12 protein-coding genes are annotated in these 20,205 nt (G+C 58.3%); 4 read left to right on the forward strand and 8 right to left on the reverse strand.

Annotated features, from left to right (window positions below; genetic code table 11):
• Positions 1-152: 152 nt before the first annotated feature.
• Positions 153-7,223 carry a TcdA/TcdB pore-forming domain-containing protein gene (locus AACY11_RS04640; RefSeq protein WP_339493981.1) on the forward strand — a complete coding sequence of 2,357 codons (7,071 nt, stop codon included), beginning with the start codon at positions 153-155 and terminating at the stop codon, positions 7,221-7,223.
• 131 nt (positions 7,224-7,354) lie between these two features.
• Here the strand turns inward: AACY11_RS04640 and AACY11_RS04645 are convergent, their stop codons facing one another.
• Positions 7,355-7,951 (reverse strand): MarC family protein, encoded by a 597-nt coding sequence (locus tag AACY11_RS04645; RefSeq protein WP_221732815.1) that lies wholly within the window; start codon positions 7,949-7,951, stop codon positions 7,355-7,357.
• Between the two features lie 252 nt (positions 7,952-8,203).
• Here AACY11_RS04645 and AACY11_RS04650 point away from each other — a divergent pair, with 252 nt between their 5' ends.
• The 3 genes from AACY11_RS04650 to AACY11_RS04660 are packed head-to-tail and all read left to right on the forward strand — an operon-like array spanning position 8,204 to position 10,401.
• Positions 8,204-9,004, forward strand: coding sequence for a hypothetical protein (locus tag AACY11_RS04650; protein ID WP_339431838.1), 801 nt, complete (start codon positions 8,204-8,206; stop codon positions 9,002-9,004).
• A gap of 21 nt (positions 9,005-9,025) precedes the next feature.
• Positions 9,026-9,763, forward strand: a complete 738-nt coding sequence (locus AACY11_RS04655) for a hypothetical protein (RefSeq protein ID WP_339493982.1) — start codon at positions 9,026-9,028, stop codon at positions 9,761-9,763.
• Positions 9,760-10,401, forward strand: a complete 642-nt coding sequence (locus AACY11_RS04660) for a hypothetical protein (protein ID WP_339493983.1) — start codon at positions 9,760-9,762, stop codon at positions 10,399-10,401. Before AACY11_RS04655 ends, AACY11_RS04660 begins: the two co-directional genes overlap by 4 nt.
• Positions 10,402-10,423: 22 nt before the next feature.
• Here the strand turns inward: AACY11_RS04660 and AACY11_RS04665 are convergent, their stop codons facing one another.
• The 7 genes from AACY11_RS04665 to prmA form a co-directional block, all read right to left on the reverse strand.
• Positions 10,424-13,198: a hybrid sensor histidine kinase/response regulator gene (locus AACY11_RS04665; RefSeq protein WP_339431841.1), complete on the reverse strand. Its 2,775-nt coding sequence runs from the start codon at positions 13,196-13,198 to the stop codon at positions 10,424-10,426.
• Positions 13,199-13,297: 99 nt separating this feature from the next.
• A complete protein-coding gene (gene purD / locus AACY11_RS04670) occupies positions 13,298-14,593 on the reverse strand; it encodes a phosphoribosylamine--glycine ligase (protein ID WP_339431842.1) in 1,296 nt (431 codons plus the stop codon).
• A 173-nt stretch (positions 14,594-14,766) separates the two neighbouring features.
• Positions 14,767-16,374 carry a bifunctional phosphoribosylaminoimidazolecarboxamide formyltransferase/IMP cyclohydrolase gene (gene purH, locus AACY11_RS04675; protein ID WP_339493984.1) on the reverse strand — a complete coding sequence of 536 codons (1,608 nt, stop codon included), beginning with the start codon at positions 16,372-16,374 and terminating at the stop codon, positions 14,767-14,769.
• 82 nt (positions 16,375-16,456) lie between these two features.
• Entirely contained in the window at positions 16,457-16,777 is a 321-nt protein-coding gene (gene fis, locus AACY11_RS04680; protein WP_002555375.1) for a DNA-binding transcriptional regulator Fis, read from the reverse strand.
• Entirely contained in the window at positions 16,774-17,784 is a 1,011-nt protein-coding gene (dusB, locus tag AACY11_RS04685) for a tRNA dihydrouridine synthase DusB (protein ID WP_339431844.1), read from the reverse strand. The genes fis and dusB overlap by 4 nt, the downstream gene beginning before the upstream one ends.
• 185 nt (positions 17,785-17,969) lie before the next feature.
• On the reverse strand, positions 17,970-19,220 hold the full coding sequence (locus AACY11_RS04690) for a DUF3426 domain-containing protein (protein ID WP_339493986.1): 1,251 nt from the start codon (positions 19,218-19,220) through the stop codon (positions 17,970-17,972).
• Between the two features lie 30 nt (positions 19,221-19,250).
• Positions 19,251-20,129, reverse strand: a complete 879-nt coding sequence (gene prmA, locus AACY11_RS04695) for a 50S ribosomal protein L11 methyltransferase (RefSeq protein ID WP_339431846.1) — start codon at positions 20,127-20,129, stop codon at positions 19,251-19,253.
• Between the last annotated feature and the right edge of the window lie 76 nt (positions 20,130-20,205).

Below are 20,205 nucleotides of genomic sequence, written 5' to 3' on the forward strand. Positions count from 1 at the left end.
CGGCGCAGTTGTTGCCGAATTATGCCGTTGTCGACGCTGAATGTTGTTCAATGTTTCGTTTGACATTACTTGCGTTTCTTCACTTTTGAGTGCTCCGTGTTTACGCCTTAGTTTTGTCCGACTTTTGAATAGTTGATTCAAGGATGAGAGCGATGAAAAAGAATACGGATGACTACAGGTTCATATCGGCTGAAGATTATTCAGCACTTCAAATGGCATTGAGCGAGTTTGCCGGTTCCGCCGAATACACGGCACTGGCCACGTACTATCAATTGTTCAATCAAACGCACAATGAAGCCGAACAATGGCTGTCGCTGAAACTTTTCCAAGAGTCGCTGACAACATTGCTGGACCGCAAGAAGACACCCGTGCCTGTGGAGATCAATCGGATTAAAAACTGGCTGAGTCAGTCGGAGGCGAGGCTGTCGGCGACGGTGGACATGCTTCATGGCGTCGCCCGGCCAGTGCCGAAGATCATGCACTTCGTCTGGGTTGGTGGCAGTGAAGTCGGTGACATCCAGCGTGATTACATGAACATCTGGCGCGCAGTACTGGAGCCTGAGGGGTATCGGTTCAATCTCTGGTTCGACAGTGATGCATTGTTGGCGTTTGAGATGAACCGGGTGATTCTCGACAGTGCAAGAGCGCATGCCATGGAGGCGGGAGGCGACAAGGTCACCCACCCCAACTACCTGGCACGGATGATCGAGGATCGCGCACGGGTGTTGAAACACCAGATGTTCGAGTATCTCGAACAACCGCAATGGCGCGGTCAAGCGGACGCGGCACGCATTGACCTGATGGTCCGCGCTTACGGCAAGGACCGTGCAACCCTCGACGCCTTTCGCCAGCGCTGCCTTGAGACGCATCTGGCAATGGCCGGCCAGGATCTGCAGTTGCGTGACGTCAGGCATGAGTTCGCCGACCACTTTTTACAGGATGTCTACCAGCGAGAAGTCGCCCTGCGTGGCAATTTTGCCGCGGCCAGTGATGTTGTGCGGTTGCAGGCCGAGTATTTGGAGGGTGGTCGTTACAGCGATATGGATTACTTGCCACCGCTGGCCGATAAGTTGGGTGGGGTGGATATCAGTGGTTTCGATGATGTACAGCGGTTGGGTGTCTTGCAGTTGTTACTCAATCACAACGAGGCACTGATGCCGGGACGGGATCGCGCACGTTATGCGGATAAAACCGACAAAATTCCTGCCAGTCACAAGGCGTCGCTGCTCGCTTTCGCGCGCGGCAAGCCGGATGCCCGTGACATATTTGTTCCATCGGCCGATGCGCGAGTGCCCGAGAATGGATTTCGCATGGGCATTCAATTCGACCGACAAATGAATGCGCACTTCCTGGCACATCCTCGTAGTGGTATGACCCTGTCGATCATGCAGTTGATTCGCTTCAATTATGACGCTTTGCAAACCGTTGAACGCAGGGCTGCCGAGGCGGGTATCAACTGGTCGGAAATCGACAAGTTGTCGGGTCTGATTGAAAACGTCATGAACGAAAAAAGAGCAGAAGGAAAGCTCACGCCATCAGTCGAAGATTTTCTGAGTCATTTGGCTCAGTCCATTTTAAGTTACTACCAGGACGGTATTCGCATCGACGCTCGCGGCACAATAAACCTGACGGGCCCCGGTGCCGCCAACATAGGTTTGCGGGGATATATCGAAACTCATCTTCAAACCGACTACGTCGGCATCATGAACAGACTGGCGCTGAGTGAAGGCTATAACTTCAATACCGAAGAGGAAACGATCTCCGGCTGGACCGTCAATGCCCAGCCTGAAGAGTGGTTGGCGAAAGAGCAGGAAAAATGGCAAACCGGCAAACTCAAATCACGTTATGCCGGCAATCTGGCAGAGTTGCTGAATCAGCAGACCCTGACGTTCAAACAAGGCTGGCCGGTGATTGAAGGCAAGCCGGTGCTGTTGACCTCGGTATTGCAACAACTGATGGATGAGTTGGGCGAACCGTTCAATCGTGCAATGAAGGACAAGTTGAGTGGTGACATCACCTTCAACAAAAACGTTTCCATCGGATTCGACGCACGCCAGGAAATCCTCGCGCAGCCTAACAGTGACTTACCCGTTTCTCATGGGGCGCAGTCCACCACAAACTTGAACGAGCTGTTCTCCCATGTTGCTCACGGTTCACTGACGCTTGAGCAGTTGAGCCCGCTGCAGCGGGTCATGCTGGGCGGTATTTTCGGTGCCATGCACCTGGATGCCAACGGGTTTGCCGGCGCATGGCAAGAGGTGCTGACTATCGCTCGCGAAACCTCTGAAGGGGGAGTGTTTGCCCGTTTCAATGCCATTGAAAAAGCCTTGCGCCAGCGTCCGTCACCGGCATTTCAGGCAGGCCTTGCGCGCGGTGGCGTATCCGGCAAACACACGGCGCGCGAACTCAAAGTGCTCGCGCTCAACGAACCGCTGACTCTGAGTCAATGGGGCGAGCGCCTCGGGCAAATCAACAACACCGCGCAACGTCACTATCACCTGCGCATCCTCAATCGCGGTGCCCAGGTTCGTGAGGCATTTGTCAAGGCAGGCGCCGTTTCTTCCCGGCAGGTGCCGCAAGACCTGCTGATGCAGACAACCGGTGACCCCGGCCGCAGGTGTTATCCGCTGGCACTGTTGATGGCGGCGGCACTGCCTCGTGGCGAGTCAGCGGAGCGGGCGTTGATCGGCAGGGTGGCCAACGCCAGCCAGACCCCTGAAGACGCAGACGCCCGGACCTTGCTGCAGGCGCTGGATGAATTGCATGACTTGCCTCTGAGTGATGTCGGCAAACCGTTGGGCAGCCAAAGCCTGGAACACATCGCACAGGCGCTTGAGGCGAAAACGGCGCCCGTCGTCATGCTGCTCGATACCGGTAATCACGCCTTGCTGGTGGCGAAAACCAGAGTGGGCGATCAGAACGTCTTTCGTTTTTATGAGCCGAACTTTGCGATCTATGGGTTTGCAGGTGTACAGGAACTGAAGCAGGGGGTGGCGCATTACCTGAGTGCCGAGAACGGCGCCTTGGCCAGGTTGTACGGTCTGGGTGACGGAGTTAATCCGCACTTCAACGTCATCGAGTTGAATACAGCGGCGATTGCGCAAAAGGTTGTTTCGGTGAATCTGCTGCTGGACGGCTTTGTGCAAAACTCCGCCGTTGTTGACACGCAAACCGCCACGGTGTGGGACAAACAAGCCATCGCGCGTACACGCTCGTTGAACGACAACAGCCGGATGGGGGCCAGTCTGGCGCAACTCGATGCTCGGTACTGGGCAGGTGAGCTTGAACAGGCCACTCATGCCTTGCGCACTGAACACAAAGTGGGGCGCGAGTATTTACCCCTGCTGGAAACGGTTCGGGAAGATTCCGATAGCCGTTACAGCGTGACGCTGGTGGATGCGCGCAACCCGCAAAAGACCTTGAATATCACCACCCTCGATTCGCGGCTAAGCAACGTCAAAAAACATGTGCAGCGTCTGGTGAAAAGCCTGGCAGGCGCTGACCGCGCATCGGGTGAAGCCGATGGCGGCAGTCGTTTGAGTTTTGCCTTTGCGATCCAGACGCTGATCACCGAAATGCGTCATCGCGACTATCAGGCCGACCACGGTCAGGTCCCGGCATTGTCGATAGCCCTGCAGGTGCAGGTGTATGTCAGTTACGCCCAGTTGGGGTATGGCGTGTTGAGCGATTCGCTACAGACAATCCGCCTGGTGCGTCAGGTGGCGGCCAGTGAGCAGAGTCTGGCGCTACGCCAATCGTCATTGTCCGGACGGCTTCTGGGGCGTGCAGCCACAGGCGTCGGGACTGTTTTTTCCGTGGCCAATATCGGCTTCGACATTTACGGCCTGGCGGTTGCCACCCACCAGGAGCAGCGCTCGCGGCTGGCCACGCAACTGGTGTTCGATGCGTCAGCGCTGGGGCTGGATATCGTCGCACTGGCCGCGGGTGGAACCGTCGGCGCTGCCGCCGCTATTGTGTCAGTGCCGTTGCTCGGTGTTGGCATCGGTGTATCGGCCATCGCCAGTAACCTGGGGCAGATCAGCGACAAGGCCCGGGCCGTGGGTGCCCATTTGCGCAAGATTCAGAATGCTTACGGAACGGCCGGTTACACGCGCAAGGGCCGTGTGCTGCGCTTCGAACCGGAGGCGGTCGTCACGCGCTTGGATCTGCAAAATAGCCAGGTTTATTTTGACAGCCAGAAGTTCTACCCCATGGATCGCGCAGGGTTGGAGTTACCGCAGTACAACGATGATCCGAAGCGAATTCATCAAGCCATCGATATCCGTCAGTCGCTGGGACTGCCCGGGCGAATCGATCTGGTCAGGGTCGTGCCCGACGATATCCAGACGGTCGTGCTGCCGTGTACGCCGACCTGTTATTACGGTTACGAATACCAACTCGGAACGCCGGGTTTTGCCTACACGCCAATGCCCGGAGAATGGCACGAACCACGGGCCAGCAGCGAGGTCCCGACATCCTTCGCCTCGTACGTTGTGCCTGGCCTGGCATTGCTGGATTACGCCAGCGGTAGCATTGAAACCTGGTACCCGGATTTGCGTAACAGCGCAGTAGAAAAGCTGGAGTACGACGAGCATGGTCATCAGCGTTTCTATTTCACGGTCAACACACCGTTTCCGCACATTCTCTACAAACTGCACCCGGTCTATAAGCCGACGACGATCGAGGTGCAACTGGACGAGCATGTGCGTCAGTTGGTGGTGCCGGAGCTGCCGGCGGAGTGGAAAAATCTGGTTTCCTATGAAATCACCGCTCAAACCGGGCTCTACCATTTCTGGCTCACACCAGGGATTGTCGCCGTGACGCTCCCGCAAGGGCGCGCTCAATGGGTGGTTCGCGCGCCTTGGGCCAGCCTCGAACGCGTGACCTTCGACGATCCCCAACTGAAGGTCGACGGCATTGTGCTCAATGCCTTCGACGGGTTTATTGAGCTGGCCGGGGGCGAGTTATTCCGGATCGACTGGAATGACCTCAGATTGCATCTGGTCTCGATCACGCTTGATGCCAGCCGCAGCATGGCGCAGGTTCTGGCACATCTGCGTAAACGGGTAAACGAGCAGCGATGGGTGACCGGGTATGTGCCTCTTTACGCGTTCAAGGTGCCTTTCACTCCGGGTGAGCGATCGGTGTTCACCACCGCTTTCTATGATGTGCTGCGGGATCGAATGTTGTATGCCCGCAATCTGCCGGTTGTTGTCAGGGAGGGGATCGTGCTCGGTGGTGCCAGCGTCGACCATGCCTGGTTCTACCACCCTGATCACGCGACGGTGTGGTGTGTCGACGCGGTCACCGGCACAGTCGTTCACCGTTTTCGTTTGATGAACCCGGCGAGTGGCTCGAAGATCATCGGCTGCCTACAGGATGACGACGGTACGCTGCGGGTATCGCAACGCATGCTTGAGCAGACGGAGGTCGAGGTCACGTTGCATTACCGGATCGCGGATTGGAACGTGGTGCTGACGGGGATCAAGACTTCGTCTCTTGCGCGCGACTATGTCAACAAGCCAGGCGCCGTGTACTGGGCTTCCCTGATCAATCACTTCGCGACGCCACGTCCTTTCAGGGATGAAACACCGGGCATGATGGCCGGGACAAGCACCTGGCAATCCGCCTTGTTCGTTCACGCCCGGGCCTACATTCTTGAAGGTCTGCACGATCAGGCCTGGCTTGGCGAGGGTGGCACCGGCAAGTACTTTCGCGCCGAACTGGGCAGTGACCGGGACATGGTAATGCTGATGCCGCATGAGCCTGATGACTTCGCGATGCTCTTTTACAGCAAGCAAAGCCGGCTGATCAGCCGAGGCGTGGCGCCTGGAGTGGCGGGTGGTTTTTATCGAAACGAAGTGCTTGAGCGTGACGTCATCGCGGTCACGCAGGCTGGTAAACGCTACATCGCCACCAAGGCCGATGGCCGGCTATTGGAGATCGATAAACACGGTGCTCTTGAGTTTGTCGGCCTCGGCCAGCAATGGCTGAAAAGGCACCCGGACTGGCTGACCGCGCTACCTGCGCTGGCCGAATCGTACAAAGGCGCACCTTTCCCGATCATCGGGTTAAGCAACGTGTCCGGTAGTGGCTTCGTGGCTGTGTGGTGCATTGACGGGCAGGGAGTGCTGGTCGACAACGCCGATGGCAAGGAGCTGGAACTGCTGGGGCTGACGCCTGACAAACAGGCCGTCTGGCTGCTGGATGTTTCTGTGGGGCAGCTTTACCGGCAGGCGTTGGTCACGTTCGAGACGTTGCGCCAGGCTTTTGCCGATGGCACGCGGCTGGTGTCTGCCGAGCAACTGCCGTTGGTACAAAAAGTCTGGCCGCAATGGGCGTTCGTCCAGGTGCTCAAACATGGGCAGGGTCTGTTGGGGCGCACCCGCGAAGGTATCAATCTGGAACTGCTCGACCAGCAGCCTGCTCGCATCGTCAGTGTCGAGAATCAGTGGTCGCAGGTTCAGGGGCAGACGCCTGCACAGTTGCAGGCGCGTTTGAAGGCGCTGCTGGATGGGCAATCCCACGCCTCGGTACTGCAAGTCGAGCAGTCTGCGGATCGCTATCAGTATTACGTGCCGGAACTGGATCGCCTGTTCGCTGTTACAGGACGGGCCGACGGGCAGTGGGCGGTGTTTCTCGGTACTCGCCAGGCGTCGATACCGATGCTGTTTGACCCGATTGACGGCCTGATCTTCAGCCCTGACGCTGCCGATCGTTCGTGGGGGCCCGGTAACTATGCGCATCGTGAGGAGGACGTCCTGTCGCTCGAGTTGAGCGGTGAGATCGCGCAGGTTATGGAGCTGTTACCCGACGGCGTCGACACGTTGATTCTGGCTTTCGGTTCGCAGGTGTCGAGCTATCGGGTGTCGGAACAGGCGTGGCAGCGGTTGAGCTGCATCGTGGTCGATAGTCGGCGTTCTTCAGGAGATCAAATGCCAAGCGCTTGCACACTGGTTCTGGACATGGCCGCCAGCGAGCGGCTGATGATGTCGCTGGTCGATGGGCAACTGGTGTTCACCGATCCGGACAATGCTCACAGCCTGATTGTGCGGGACGTGAAATCCGATGAGGGTGAGCCGGGTGTGCCAGTGCAGATAAGTGTCCGGATCGATGGTCAGCACCACATGCATGGGGTCGAACATTGGCTGAAAGCCTTGTCGCAAGCCAGAGTCGATCAAGGGGTTGCGACCCTTGAAAAGGTCATTCAAAAGATCGTCTGAAACATCGAGCCAGACTAAAAATAAAAGGTCGTGAACAAACAGTTCGCGACCTTTTTATTTTTGATGCCGGGCAGGAATGGGCCCACTGGCGGGCTCGGCGTTCGCTGGGTAGACGTTGTCGATAACCCTGCTCAGTGCACCAGATACCCTTTAACGCCGGTAAAGATAATCTGCGCTGCCAGTGCGCAAACAAACAATCCCATCAAGCGACTGACGATCTGCAAACCCTGATCGCCGAGAATCCGTTCGATACGGTTGGACAGATAAAGCACCACGCCAACGGTAAAACTGGCCAGCGCAATACTCATGATCGCCGTGAGTTTATCGTCCCAGTGCGGCTGGCTGACGCCCATCACCAACAAGGCACCGATGGTGCCGGGGCCGACAGTCAATGGAATGGTCAGGGGGACGATAGTCACATCCTGCTGCACATTGTCGGCCTGCACTGCGGGTTTGCCCTGTGCCATGCCCAGTGCCGAAATGAACAGCACGCTGCCGGCGCCGATGCGGAACGCATCCACAGTAATGCCGAACACATCGAAAATCACCCGTCCGAACAAGTACAGCAGAACGCTGGAGACCAGCGTGGCGACGGCCACTTTCCAGGCCAGGCGGCGTTGCTCCTTGCGCGAATAGCCACGGGTCAGGCTGATGAAACAGGACAGCACGAAGAACGGGCTGTAGAGAACCAGCATTTTCAGGTAAACGCTGAATAACACGTGGAGCATGGTCTTGGCTCGCAGCAGTAGAGTGTAGGGAGAAGTCTATCAGTCGTTCAAGGACTTGTGGGTATTGTCTTTTAGAGTGTTATGCATAGTTGTTTGTTTGTTTGTTTGTTTGTTTGTTTGCTTGTTAGTTGCTGTTTTTTTTGTTTTGGTAATTGGTGTTACATGTTTAAGTTTGTGCGTTCTTGGTGGGTTGGTTATTGTTGTTTTCGCAAGTTCATGAGGACTTGTTTAAATGATGATAAGGAATTCGTTATGAGTAACCAAGTAATGCAACAAGGGTTTATTGCTAGCTGCTTAAAAGATATTCAGCAGTATGAGGTCGATCAAGTGCCTGCTATTCATAGTCGCAGTTTTACCTCGGGTATTACCGCAGGGGATGCTGTTGAAGTACCGGGTAAAGGCTCTATCGTGGGTGAAGGTATCTTGTCCTTTACGGGTAACCTCAGTGAGGTAAATCGAACCGATGCGCAAAATGCCTTTCTTTTCGCCAGCCTGGCGGCGAACAAAAAGTATCCTCAGGAAGATCAAGGCCAGGATTGGTATCTTCATTTCCGTAAGGCCATGACCTCCACGGGCTGGACGCCTACCAGTATCTACTACAGTGATCTTGAAGTCGGCGGCACCAGTGTCCGCATGGACAAACTGGTGTTGGAGATTCTGGGCTCTGTTCTCGCGGGTGTCGCAGTGCCCGGTCCGACCAGCGCATTGATGCTGAAAGTGGCAACTGATGCCGTTGCGGCCCTCAGCAAACGTGAGACGGCGTTAACGCTGTATGAACGAAACCTTCTGAATAACGGCGTAGGTGGTATCTCCACCGGTGCCTGTACCGAAGTAAACGGCGTACCCAAAATGGCTGTCGGTGCCGTTCGTTTTCTGCGCAGGAACACATCGGACAAAGTGTTGTTTGTCGATGTGGATATTCGCAACGTAAAAATGTACCGCGGCGAAACAGTATTTGAAAAGAATAATGATGTCGCCAACGCAACGCGCGAGTATATCCGCAATGCATTGGGTCTGAATGCGCTTACTAAAATCGAAGAGTTCGAGATTTAATAAGTAACGCAGGGCAGTCGAATGTCGACTGCCCGTTTTTATATTCAAGGGGATGATATGGTCGACGAATATTTAACGGTGGTTGTTGGTAATTCCATTGTGCTTGTGCCTGAGGCTGATGGTGTGGCGGCTTACGACGATCTGCTCAACTCGACCTTGCTGGCGCAATTGGTGGCTAATAAAAAGGTCGAAAAATCCACCGGGATAAACTGGTATGACGCTTATGTAGGTGTTCTCGATGACTTCTGGTTGCGCCAGAAAAAGACGAAACAGACATGGGAGTTCAGTCTTGACGCCGAAGAACTCGCGCCCGACGTGTTTACTGCCATGTTGACTAACGGTGCTTTGGGTGAAACCCATACAATCGCCACGGTTCTAGCGCGAATTGCAAAGTTGCCGGGCGACGATCCCGCGCTCCAACTGCTGCGCCGTTGCATGCAGGCATCAGTTGAGCCCGAGCCGAGCGCAGAGCCAGCGCCGCTGGCGGATGTACGTTTGCTGGTGATATGCGCGAAATCTCCCACCTCGATCACCAGTGCGTATGTCGAGTTCAAAACTCGACGAGTATTAGGCCCCAATCCATTCCAGCAGCCATACCCCACTTGTGATCTGCAAGGTTTGGTTTACGTGCACCACGCTCGGGCAAATCTTTCCGAAACCCTTTACGGCCCTGCGCGTGATGCGATTGCCTTGAAAGTCAGCGGCAAGGTCGCGGGCAATGTTGCGACGTTGACCCTGCCAACGGAGATTGAATCATGACGGATCAGATGACACCGCAAGCAGCGGTGGTGGGTGGTAGCGTTGTGTCATTTGCCGGTGGCCTGCCCGCGTCACACCGAGATGACATCTGCATGAGCACCGCTTATGCACAAAGGGCTACGCGCGCGGCGTTTGAAGATGGGTTATCGGGGGACTGGTTCGAGTACTACCGCAACGTACTCAAGTTTGTCGGTTGGGATGTGCCGAAGCCACAAACCTTGCCGCCCTTGCAGAACAATCTGATGGCCGGCCAGGGCGCGCAGCGGATCTCAACCCTCATGGGCGAGGCGTTTTCCGAGCCCATGCGTCGTGCGCTGGTGGCGATGGAGCGAAACGCATCGGCGCGAGATGTGTTCGAGTCCACCAGCCTGCACGGCAGTGTCGGTATCTTTCAATTGATCCCCTGCATCATGAGCGGGCCGAACAAGGTGGAGATGGGCATTTATTCTCGACAGTTCAAGATTGAGCGCCAGGTGCCCGGATTCCTGTACTCCGAGGATGAATCACTGGTCTGCGAAAGCGTTGAGCAATTTGCAGTCATCACCTTCAACACACTTCACTACGCCCAGTTTCGGGAAAAGGTCAAAAAGTCGGTGATAACCGGCTCGCTTAAATACCTGAGCAGTCTCCAGATTTGATCGAATCGATATACAAGGCCACTCAGAAGGTCGATGCCGTCCGGTTTTGCTGGTCACGCTGTGCGACCCAATGTTCGACCAATTCACGCAACTGCGACAGTTCGACAGGCTTGGACATGTGCCCGTCCATCCCGGCCTGGCGCGCGCGTTCCTTGTGCTCTGCAAGGATGTGCGCCGTCAGCGCGACGATTGGCGTGCGGATGCGTTGGTTGCTGACTTCCCAGGCGCGCAATTGCTGCGTCGCGGAGAAACCGTCGAGAATCGGCATTTCGCAATCCATCAATACCAGGTCGTATCGCTGGGCTTTCATCGCTTGCAAGGCTTCTTCGCCGTTGCTGGCGGTGTCCGGTTGCAGGTTGAGCTTGCCGAGCATGCCGCGAATCACTTTGGTCGAAATCGTGTTGTCTTCGGCGACGAGGATGCGGAAGTCGCTCGGCACTTTTGCCGCCGTGGCGGGGGTGACCACTTGCGGCTGGAACACCACCTGGCCTTTGTTGCGCTGGTTGAGTTCGTCCGCCAGGGTTGTCTTGAGGGTGTAGCCCGCCACCGGTTTGGCCAGAATGCGTTTGATCCCCGAGTTGCGCGCAATGATCTTGCTCGGCGCATTGCTGATGCCGGTGAGCATGATCAGCAGGATGTCGTGGTTCAGGCTCGGGTCTTCCTTGATCTTGGCCGCCAGTTGCATGCCGGTCATGCCTGGCATGTTCTGATCAAGTAGCACCACATCGAAGTAATCGCGCAGGTGCGCCTTGGTACGCAGCAGCGCCAGCGCCTCCTTGCCCGATGGCACGGCGCTGACGTTCAAGCCCCAGGCGCTGCATTGCTGCACCAGTACTTTGCGGCAGGTGTCGTTATCGTCGACGACCAGTACCCGCGCACCTTGCAGCGGACTGTCGAGATCGGAGGTGGGGTGTTCGAGACGGTCGGGGTCCAGTGGCAGGGTCAGCCACAAGGTGCTGCCCTGATTGGCGCCGCTCTTGATACCGAATTCGCCTTGCATCAAACGGATCAGTTGGCGTGCGATCACCAGCCCGAGATTACCGCCCAGACGATTGGCCGAAAGGAAGTGCTTGCTGTGCAGTTCGGCGTGCATCAGGGCATCGCGCTCTTCCTGCTCCATTGGCGCGCCGCTGTCTTGTACGGCAATACGCAGGCGTGGCTTGGCGCTGCGCTCGTCGAGAGCGACGACGATCAGCACTTCACCTTCATCGGTTTTCTTCAGGGCGTTTTCCAGCAGGCTCAGCAACGTTTGACGCAGACGGGTCGGGTCACCGCTGATGACCCGTGGCACTTGCGGCTGAATGAAGCTGATCAGTTCGACGTTCTGTTGCTCGGCCTTGGCCCGATAGATGCTCAGGCAATCGTCGATCAGGGCGTTGAGATCGAATTGCACGTCATCGAGTTCGATCTGTCCGGACTCGAGCTTGGAGATGTCGAGGATCTCGTTGATCAACGTCAGCAGTTCGTTACCGGCACTGTGGATGGTCTGCACGTAGTCGCGTTGCTTGACCGATAACGGCGTGCCGAGCAGCAGTTCGGTCATGCCCAGCACGCCATTCATCGGCGTGCGGATCTCGTGGCTGATCTTGGCGAGGAATTCGGCCTTGGCGTTGATCTCGGCATTGCTGGCGGCCAGGTCGCGGCTGATGCTGAAACGACTTTCGGTGATGCTGCGCTGGCGCTCGCCCAAAGCGATGCTCATCAGCAGGCCGCTGATGCAGATGAACGCCATCAGGGTCATGATCAGGCCTTGCGGAGCGACCAGGGTCAGCCCCAGCAGCGCTGGCAGGATAATCAGTGTGCCGATGTTGAACACAACCATTGCTGCGACGAACAGGCGTGCCGGACGATAACCCTTCTGCCAATGGTAGGAGCCGACCAGCAGCATGCTCAGGCCGGCGAGGGCCACCAAGGCGTAGGTGATGATGTTCAGCGGCAGGGTGTTGACGAACAACAGCAGCAGGCTGCAGATCACGATGAACAGAATGTCGCCCAGCAACAGTTTATTCAGCGGGTGCGGGCCGAGCGGAGCGAAGAATCGGTAGGCGAACATCAAACCCGCCGGGGCGGTCAGCAGCAGGGCCAGATAAGCCCCCGGGGTCTGGATCGCGTGCCAGTTCGGCAGCCAGGGGCCTGCGAGGTTAAGCAACAGTAGCAGGCTCAGACTGAGCAGAACTTCGCAGACCGCAAGCCACAGACTGCTGCGAGAGCGGGTGTAGGCGTAGCGGATGAGATTGTGCAGGATCAGCATGCCGAGGCAGCCGAACAGCAGGCCGTAGAGCAGCGTCTGGTTGTGGTTGGCCGCGCTCATCACGGCTGATTGCAAGGTGATGTACGGACGCAACTGATGGTCGGAAACCATCCGCAGATAAACGTCGAGGGGCTTGTCGCTCTGGGGCAGCGGCAACAGGAAGTCACTGCTCGGCAGCGGCCGCTCGGACTGGGGCTGGTCGTTGCCGGTGTTGCGTTGCTCGATCAGCTTGTCGCCGTCCAGCACGTACAGATTGAGGTGTGAAAGGTCGGGGGCGAAGATGCGCAGCACTTGTTCGTGCTTGCCGGGCGCCAGTCTGAATCGCAGCCACAACGCGCCATCGGGCTCGGCTGCCGTGAGGCGGTCAAGGTCGATGGGGCTGAATTGATTGGTGTAGCGGGCTGAGCGGATGTCGCTCAGTTGCAGATTGCCCTGATCATCAAGCAATACCGACCAGCCACTGCCTTGTGCGGCCAGGGCCGGGAGCATGCAGAGCAAGGTCAGCAGCGTGACGGTGAAGCTTATGGCAATCCTGAGCCAGCGCACGGCGAAATCCCTTCGTAGGTTGATGCCAGAATATAACGATGCGCGGCGGCGGAACAGCCCGGCGAGGAACGGTATCCCAGGCCGGACTTGATGCACAGCTTATTCCTGGGTTTCGCCACGTTCACGGGCAATGGCGCGGTAGCCAATGTCCTTACGGTAGAAGCAGCCTTCCCAGTCGATGGCCGCCGCCAGCTTGTAGGCTTGCTGCTGAGCTTCGCCGACACTGGCGCCCATGGCAGTGGCGCAGAGTACGCGACCACCGGCCGTCACCACATTGCCATCCTTCAGCGCAGTACCGGCATGGAAGACTTTGCCTTCCAGGCCTGCGGCTGCGTCCAGACCGTTGATCGCTGCACCCTTGGCGTAGTCGCCCGGGTAACCGCCGGCGGCCAGTACAATGCCGACGCTTGGACGTGGGTCCCATTGCGCTTCAACTTTGTCCAGCGCTTGTGCCAGAGCCGCTTCGACCAGCAGAACCAGGCTCGACTGCAGACGCAGCATCACCGGTTGGGTTTCCGGATCACCGAAACGGCAGTTGAACTCGATGACTTTCGGGTTGCCCGCCTTGTCGATCATCAGACCCGCGTAGAGGAAACCGGTGTAGACGTTGCCTTCTTCGGCCATGCCGCGCACGGTCGGCCAGATCACCAGATCCATCACGCGCTGATGCACGTCGGCGGTGACCACCGGGGCAGGGGAGTAAGCCCCCATGCCGCCAGTGTTCGGGCCGCTGTCGCCGTCGCCGACGCGTTTGTGGTCCTGGCTGGTGGCCATGGGCAGTACATTCTTGCCGTCGACCATGACGATGAACGACGCTTCCTCACCGTCGAGGAACTCTTCGATGACCACGCGCGAACCGGCGTCACCGAAGGTATTGCCGGCGAGCATGTCGCGCACGGCGTCTTCCGCTTCAGCCAGTGTCATGGCAACGATCACGCCTTTACCGGCGGCCAGGCCGTCGGCCTTGATCACGATCGGCGCGCCTTTTTCACGCAGATAAGCCAGGGCTGGCTCGATCTCGGTGAAGTTCTGGTAGTCGGCCGTCGGGATCTTGTGGCGCGCCAGGAAATCCTTGGTGAAGGCTTTGGAGCCTTCCAGCTGTGCAGCGCCGGCGGTCGGACCGAAGCAGTCCAGGCCACGGGAGCGGAACAGATCAACCACGCCAGCCACCAGCGGCACTTCCGGGCCGACGATGGTCAGGGAAACGTTTTTCTCGGCGAAGTCGGCAAGCTGCTCAAGGGCCAGCACGTCGATGGCGACGTTCTCGCACTTGGCTTCGATCGCCGTACCGGCGTTGCCCGGCGCGACAAAAACCTTCTGTACGCGCGGATCCTGAGCCACTTTCCAGGCCAGGGCGTGTTCACGGCCACCGCTGCCAATGATCAAAACATTCATTTCTAAAACCTCGGATGACGCTCATTCTGGAGGCAGCAATGAAGCTGCTTTTTTGTGGGAGCGGCGGTGCGACGATTCGACTTGCTCGCGAAAGCGCAGTGTCAGTCGAAACCGTTGTCGCTGACAGATTGCATTCGCGAGCAAGCCCGCTCCCACATTTGGATCGCGTTGAATCAGTGACGGAAGTGGCGCATGCCGGTGAACACCATGGCGATGCCGGCTTCATCGGCCGCTGCAATCACTTCAGCATCACGCATCGAACCACCCGGCTGGATCACCGCAGTGATACCGACCTTGGCCGCGTTGTCCAGACCGTCGCGGAACGGGAAGAACGCGTCCGATGCCATGACCGAGCCCGCCACTTGCAGGCCAGCGTGCTCCGCCTTGATCGCGGCGATACGTGCCGAGTTCACGCGGCTCATCTGGCCGGCGCCGACACCGATGGTCTGACGGTTTTTCGCGTAGACGATGGCGTTGGATTTAACGTACTTGGCGACTTTCCAGGCGAAGATCAGGTCGTTGATCTCTTGCTCGGTCGGAGCGCGCTTGGTCACGACTTTCAGGTCTTCGCTGCCGATCATGCCGATGTCACGGCTTTGTACCAGCAGGCCGCCGTTGACGCGCTTGTAGTCCCACGCGGCAGCGCGGTCAGCCGACCACTCGCCGCAGGCCAGCAGGCGCACGTTGGCTTTGGCCGCCACAATGGCGCGGGCTTGTTCGCTCACCGACGGGGCAATGATCACTTCGACGAACTGACGCTCGACGATGGCTTTGGCGGTTTCAGCATCCAGTTCGCGGTTGAAGGCGATGATGCCGCCGAACGCCGATTCGGTGTCGGTGGCGTAGGCCAGTTCGTAAGCTTGACGAATGCCGCCTTCGGCGTCCGGGCTCACAGCCACGCCGCACGGGTTGGCGTGCTTGACGATCACGCAGGCTGGCTTGACGAAGCTCTTCACGCATTCCAGGGCAGCGTCGGTGTCGGCCACGTTGTTGTACGACAGCTCTTTGCCCTGCAGTTGGGTCGCGGTGGCGATACCGACTTCGGCCGGTTTGGCTTCAACATAAAACGCCGCGCTCTGGTGCGGGTTCTCGCCGTAACGCATTTCCTGAGCCTTGATGAACTGGCTGTTGAAGGTGCGCGGGAATTCGCTGCGACCTTCAGTGCTCAGTGTCTCGGCAGCCTGGTTCACGGTGCCCATGTAGTTGGCGATCATGCCGTCATAGGCGGCGGTGTGTTCGAAGGCCTTGAGCATCAGGTCGAAACGCTGAGCGTAGGTCAGGCCACCGGCTTTGAGGCTTTCGAGGACATTGGCGTAATCGCTGGCGTTCACCACGATCGCTACGTCTTTGTGGTTTTTCGCGGCCGAACGGACCATGGTCGGACCGCCGATGTCGATGTTTTCGATGGCGGTCGGCAGGTCGCAGCCAGGCTTGTTGATGGTGGCTTCGAACGGGTAGAGGTTAACGGCAACCAGATCGATCGGCTTGATGCCATGCTCGTTCATGATCGCGTCGTCGATGCCGCGACGGCCGAGAATGCCGCCGTGGATTTTCGGGTGCAGGGTTTTCACCCGACCGTCCATCATCTCTGCGAAACCGGTGTAATCCGCGACTTCCACTGCGGCAACGTCGTTGTCCTGCAGCAGCTTGAACGTCCCGCCGGTGGAGAGGATCTCGACGCCCAGCGCTTCTAGCTCCTTGGCGAATTCGAGGATCCCGGTCTTGTCGGAAACGCTGATCAAGGCGCGGCGGATCGGCAGGCGGGTAGTCTGGTCGGTCATCTCAATTTCCATCAAAAGCAAAGGAAGTCAGCAAAAAAGGCGACCGGTTTTACGCGGGCGCCTTTCTGGTTTGATTGAATGCTTACAGCAGATCGTACTGCTTGAGTTTCTTGCGCAGTGTGCCGCGGTTAAGTCCCAGCAGCTCACTGGCCTTGGTCTGGTTGCCCTTGACGTAGTTCATCACGCTTTCGAGCAGGGGAGCCTCGACTTCGGAGAGCACCAGGTTATACACGTCCGTGACGGACGCGCCCTCAAGGTGGGCGAAATAATTGTGCAGCGCCTTCTCGACACTCCCGCGAAGGGTCTGACCTTCTTCGCTCGGGGTGTTGAGGTGCTGTTTCAAATTCACGTTGTCGCTCACGGGTGTTGTTCCACTCACTAAAGTCTCGGTCATCATCGTCATGCGGCCACCCCTTCTTCGTCCCCTGTCAGGCTCTTGTAACGCTCGGCGAAGAACTCCCGAACGTTGGCGCATTGTGTTTCCGTACCATCCAAACGATTGAAGTGGGCGCGAAACTCCCTGGCGCCCGGCAAGGTTGCGAGATACCAGCCCACATGCTTTCGAGCAATGCGTACGCCCATCACGTCTCCATAGAAAGCGTGAAGTGCGGCCAGATGCTCAAGCAGAATGCGTTCCACTTCGACCAGCTTCGGCGCCGGCAATTTCTCGCCGGTACGCAGGAAGTGATCGATCTCGCGAAAAATCCATGGCCGCCCTTGAGCGGCACGGCCTACCAACAGGCCATCGGCACCGGTCGCGTCAAGCACGTAACGGGCCTTTTCCGGTGAATCGATATCGCCATTGGCAAATACCGGGATCGACACGGCCTGCTTGATCGCGGCAATCGTGTCGTACTCGGCAACGCCGGTGTACAGATCGGCGCGAGTGCGACCATGCACTGCCAGCGCGGTGATCCCGGCCTGCTCGGCGATCTTCGCCACGGTCAGGCCGTTCTTGTTGTCGCGATCCCATCCGGTGCGGATCTTCAGGGTGACCGGCACATCAACCGCGGCCACGACGGCCTGCAGGATCTCGGTCACCAATGCTTCATCTTTCAATAACGCGGAGCCGGCGGCCTTGTTGCAGACCTTCTTTGCCGGGCAACCCATGTTGATGTCAATAATCTGTGCGCCCAATTCGACGTTGGCCCGTGCCGCCTCTGCCAGCATTTGCGCGTCGCCACCGGCAATCTGCACCGAGCGTGGCTCGGGATCGCCTTCGTGGATCATGCGCATGCGCGACTTGCGGGTATTCCACAGGCTCATGTCACTGGTGACCATTTCCGAGACCACAAGCCCTGCGCCCAGACGCTTGCAGAGCTGACGAAAGGGCTGATCGGTGACCCCCGCCATCGGGGCGAGAATCAAGCCGTTCTGCAATGTGTATGGGCCGATGCGTACCGCCGACATAGGACTTCCCTGAAGTGGGGCCGGATCATGAGAGTTCGAAAAAGGGTTGGCATGATACCCGCTCTCGATGACTGGATAAAGGCTGAATTGAACAAAATCTGAACAGTTAATCTGTTATCGCCAGCGGTTTGGTTGGGCACGGCGCAGTCAGAAAACTGCCGTCAATCAGGAAACGATGAAGCGGTTCACTCGGGCGAGTGAAAACTCAGGCTGTAATTCACCGCTTTCGGGCCTGGGTCGAGAATGTCCAGCGCGATGTGGATCGGTGTTTGTGGCGGCATTTCCGCCAGACCTTCCAGGTCGCCGCTGAGGTATTCCCCCGGTTTGAAGCGACGACTGGCGATCAGATGACCGTTGAGGTCGGCAAAACGCAGTTCCAGTAGCGGGAACGGCTGGGAGAACGTCGCGCGGTTATAGATGATCGCGTCGACGACCAGTGCGCCGCTGAACTCGGGATGACTGCGCACGACCAGATTGCTGCTCTTGATTCGGGCGATATCGACCTTGGACGGCACCGTGCAACCGATCTGCGGGCAGAGTTGCTGGAACCACGGGCGGTATTGATCCTGGCGCGCCAGCTCATCGAAATGATAGGCGATGTATTGGCCGGCGAGGGCGCCGGCTGCCAGTAGCACCAACAGCATCCATAGCAGGCGGCGGCCCCACGGTGAGCGGCGTTTCTGCCAGTCCAGTTGCAGCGGGTCGTCGGTCAGGTCTTGCAGGACTTCGCTGCGCTCGCGTTTTTTGCGTTGCGGTTCGATCAACGGCAGATCGTCGTCATCGGCTTCGTGACTGGCGGACCGGCGTTCGCGGCGGGCATTCGGATCGATTGGGTCGTGCAGGCGCAGTTGCGGGATCGCGGGTTCGTCATCCAGGTCCACCGGTTCCAGCGACAGCGATGGCTCGGTCCGCGCCGATTTGACTGGCTCGATGTCGACGATATCCTTTTCTGCTTCGGGTCCCGGCGTTCGCTCGTCAGCGGGTGCGCTGAACAGGCTGTCGGGCCATGTCGACTCTTCCGGCTCGTGACTGTCGCGACGGGCGCTCAGGGCGTCTTCGCGCGGGCGACCGAGTTCGCTGGCTGGCTGAATTTCCCGTTGTTCGAGGCGGGCGAGCTCTTCATCCAGATCCAGGCTGTCGAGATCCAGCTCCGAGGCGCTCCACTGCTTTTGGCTGATGGCGCGCGGCGCGGGCGGTTCGACGATGGCTGGTGGCTCGATAGCCGGTAGCTCTTCGGCGGGCGGCGCTTCAATCGGCGGTGCGACCGGCATCACCGCGTCCTTGCCGGCGTGTTGCTCAAGCAGCTGTTTGGCGGCATTGAATACTTGCAGGCAGGCGCCGCAGCGAACCACCCCGCGGGCCACGCTCAATTGAGCATGGCTGACACGGAAACTGGTTTGGCAATGCGGACACTGGGTGACGAAGCTGTCGGTCATGCGGCGATCCGGATTATGCAGGCGGCCATTCTAGCGCCGACGTCCGGTGATGCGCACCCAGCCATCGCGATTGGCGATCGGGTCGAGGTCGAAGTCCTGAGCATACGCGGCAGCGACTTCTTCACCTTGTTCGGCAAGAATGCCCGACAGCGCCAGGCGCCCGCCGGACTTGACCAGGCTGGACAGTTGCGGGGCCAGCGAAACCAGCGGCCCGGCGAGGATATTGGCGACCAGCACGTCAGCTTTGACCTGCGGCAGATCTTCCGGCAGGTACAGCGGGAACAGCTCTTCGGCGATGTTGTTGCGTCCGGCGTTGTCACGCGAAGCTTCCAGTGCCTGCACGTCAATGTCGGTACCGACGGCTTCTTTCGCACCGAGCAGCAGGGCGGCGATGGCCAGAATCCCCGAGCCGCAACCGAAATCCAGCACATTGCAGTCTTTCAGGTCCTGACCGTCGAGCCATTCCAGGCACAGCGCGGTGGTCGGGTGGGTGCCGGTGCCGAAGGCCAGGCCCGGGTCCAGCAGCAGATTGACCGCGTCAGGCTCGGGCGCGGCGTGCCAGCTCGGCACGATCCACAGGCGCTGACCGAAGCGCATTGGCTGGAAACCGTCCATCCAGCTGCGTTCCCAGTCCTGGTCTTCGATGACTTCGCTGTGATGCTCCGGCAGCGGGCTGCCGGTCAGCAGTTCCAGGTGGGCCAGTACCGGTGCGGGTTCGGTGCCGCCCTCGAACAGGGCCAGCAGATGTGTGTGCGCCCACAGCGGGGTGGTGTTGAGTTCCGGCTCGAAGATCGGCTGATCTTCGGCGTCCATGAAGGTCACCGATACGGCGCCGACTTCAAGGAACGCGTCTTCGTAGGTTTCGGCTTGTTCCGGGCTGATGGCCAGACGTACTTGCAGCCAAGGCATGGCGGGCACCTTTGAAAAAATATGATTGCAGCCTAGCGGCCAGCGAGAAGCGCGCAAGTTTACGCGAGCGCGCAGG

The sequence above is a fragment of the Pseudomonas sp. RA_105y_Pfl2_P56 genome (assembly GCF_963970845.1).
Lineage (GTDB): Bacteria > Pseudomonadota > Gammaproteobacteria > Pseudomonadales > Pseudomonadaceae > Aquipseudomonas > Aquipseudomonas baetica_A.

What these genes read in the sequence shown, in the direction of transcription:
- AACY11_RS04640 (WP_339493981.1), top strand. Translation starts at nt 153, where the DNA reads ATGAAAAAGAATACGGATGACTACAGGTTCATATCGGCTGAAGATTAT.
- AACY11_RS04645 (WP_221732815.1), bottom strand. Translation starts at nt 7,951, where the DNA reads ATGCTCCACGTGTTATTCAGCGTTTACCTGAAAATGCTGGTTCTCTAC.
- AACY11_RS04650 (WP_339431838.1), top strand. Translation starts at nt 8,204, where the DNA reads ATGAGTAACCAAGTAATGCAACAAGGGTTTATTGCTAGCTGCTTAAAA.
- AACY11_RS04655 (WP_339493982.1), top strand. Translation starts at nt 9,026, where the DNA reads ATGTCGACTGCCCGTTTTTATATTCAAGGGGATGATATGGTCGACGAA.
- AACY11_RS04660 (WP_339493983.1), top strand. Translation starts at nt 9,760, where the DNA reads ATGACGGATCAGATGACACCGCAAGCAGCGGTGGTGGGTGGTAGCGTT.
- purD (WP_339431842.1), bottom strand. Translation starts at nt 14,593, where the DNA reads ATGAATGTTTTGATCATTGGCAGCGGTGGCCGTGAACACGCCCTGGCC.
- purH (WP_339493984.1), bottom strand. Translation starts at nt 16,374, where the DNA reads ATGACCGACCAGACTACCCGCCTGCCGATCCGCCGCGCCTTGATCAGC.
- fis (WP_002555375.1), bottom strand. Translation starts at nt 16,777, where the DNA reads ATGACGATGATGACCGAGACTTTAGTGAGTGGAACAACACCCGTGAGC.
- dusB (WP_339431844.1), bottom strand. Translation starts at nt 17,784, where the DNA reads ATGTCGGCGGTACGCATCGGCCCATACACATTGCAGAACGGCTTGATT.
- AACY11_RS04690 (WP_339493986.1), bottom strand. Translation starts at nt 19,220, where the DNA reads ATGACCGACAGCTTCGTCACCCAGTGTCCGCATTGCCAAACCAGTTTC.
- prmA (WP_339431846.1), bottom strand. Translation starts at nt 20,129, where the DNA reads ATGCCTTGGCTGCAAGTACGTCTGGCCATCAGCCCGGAACAAGCCGAA.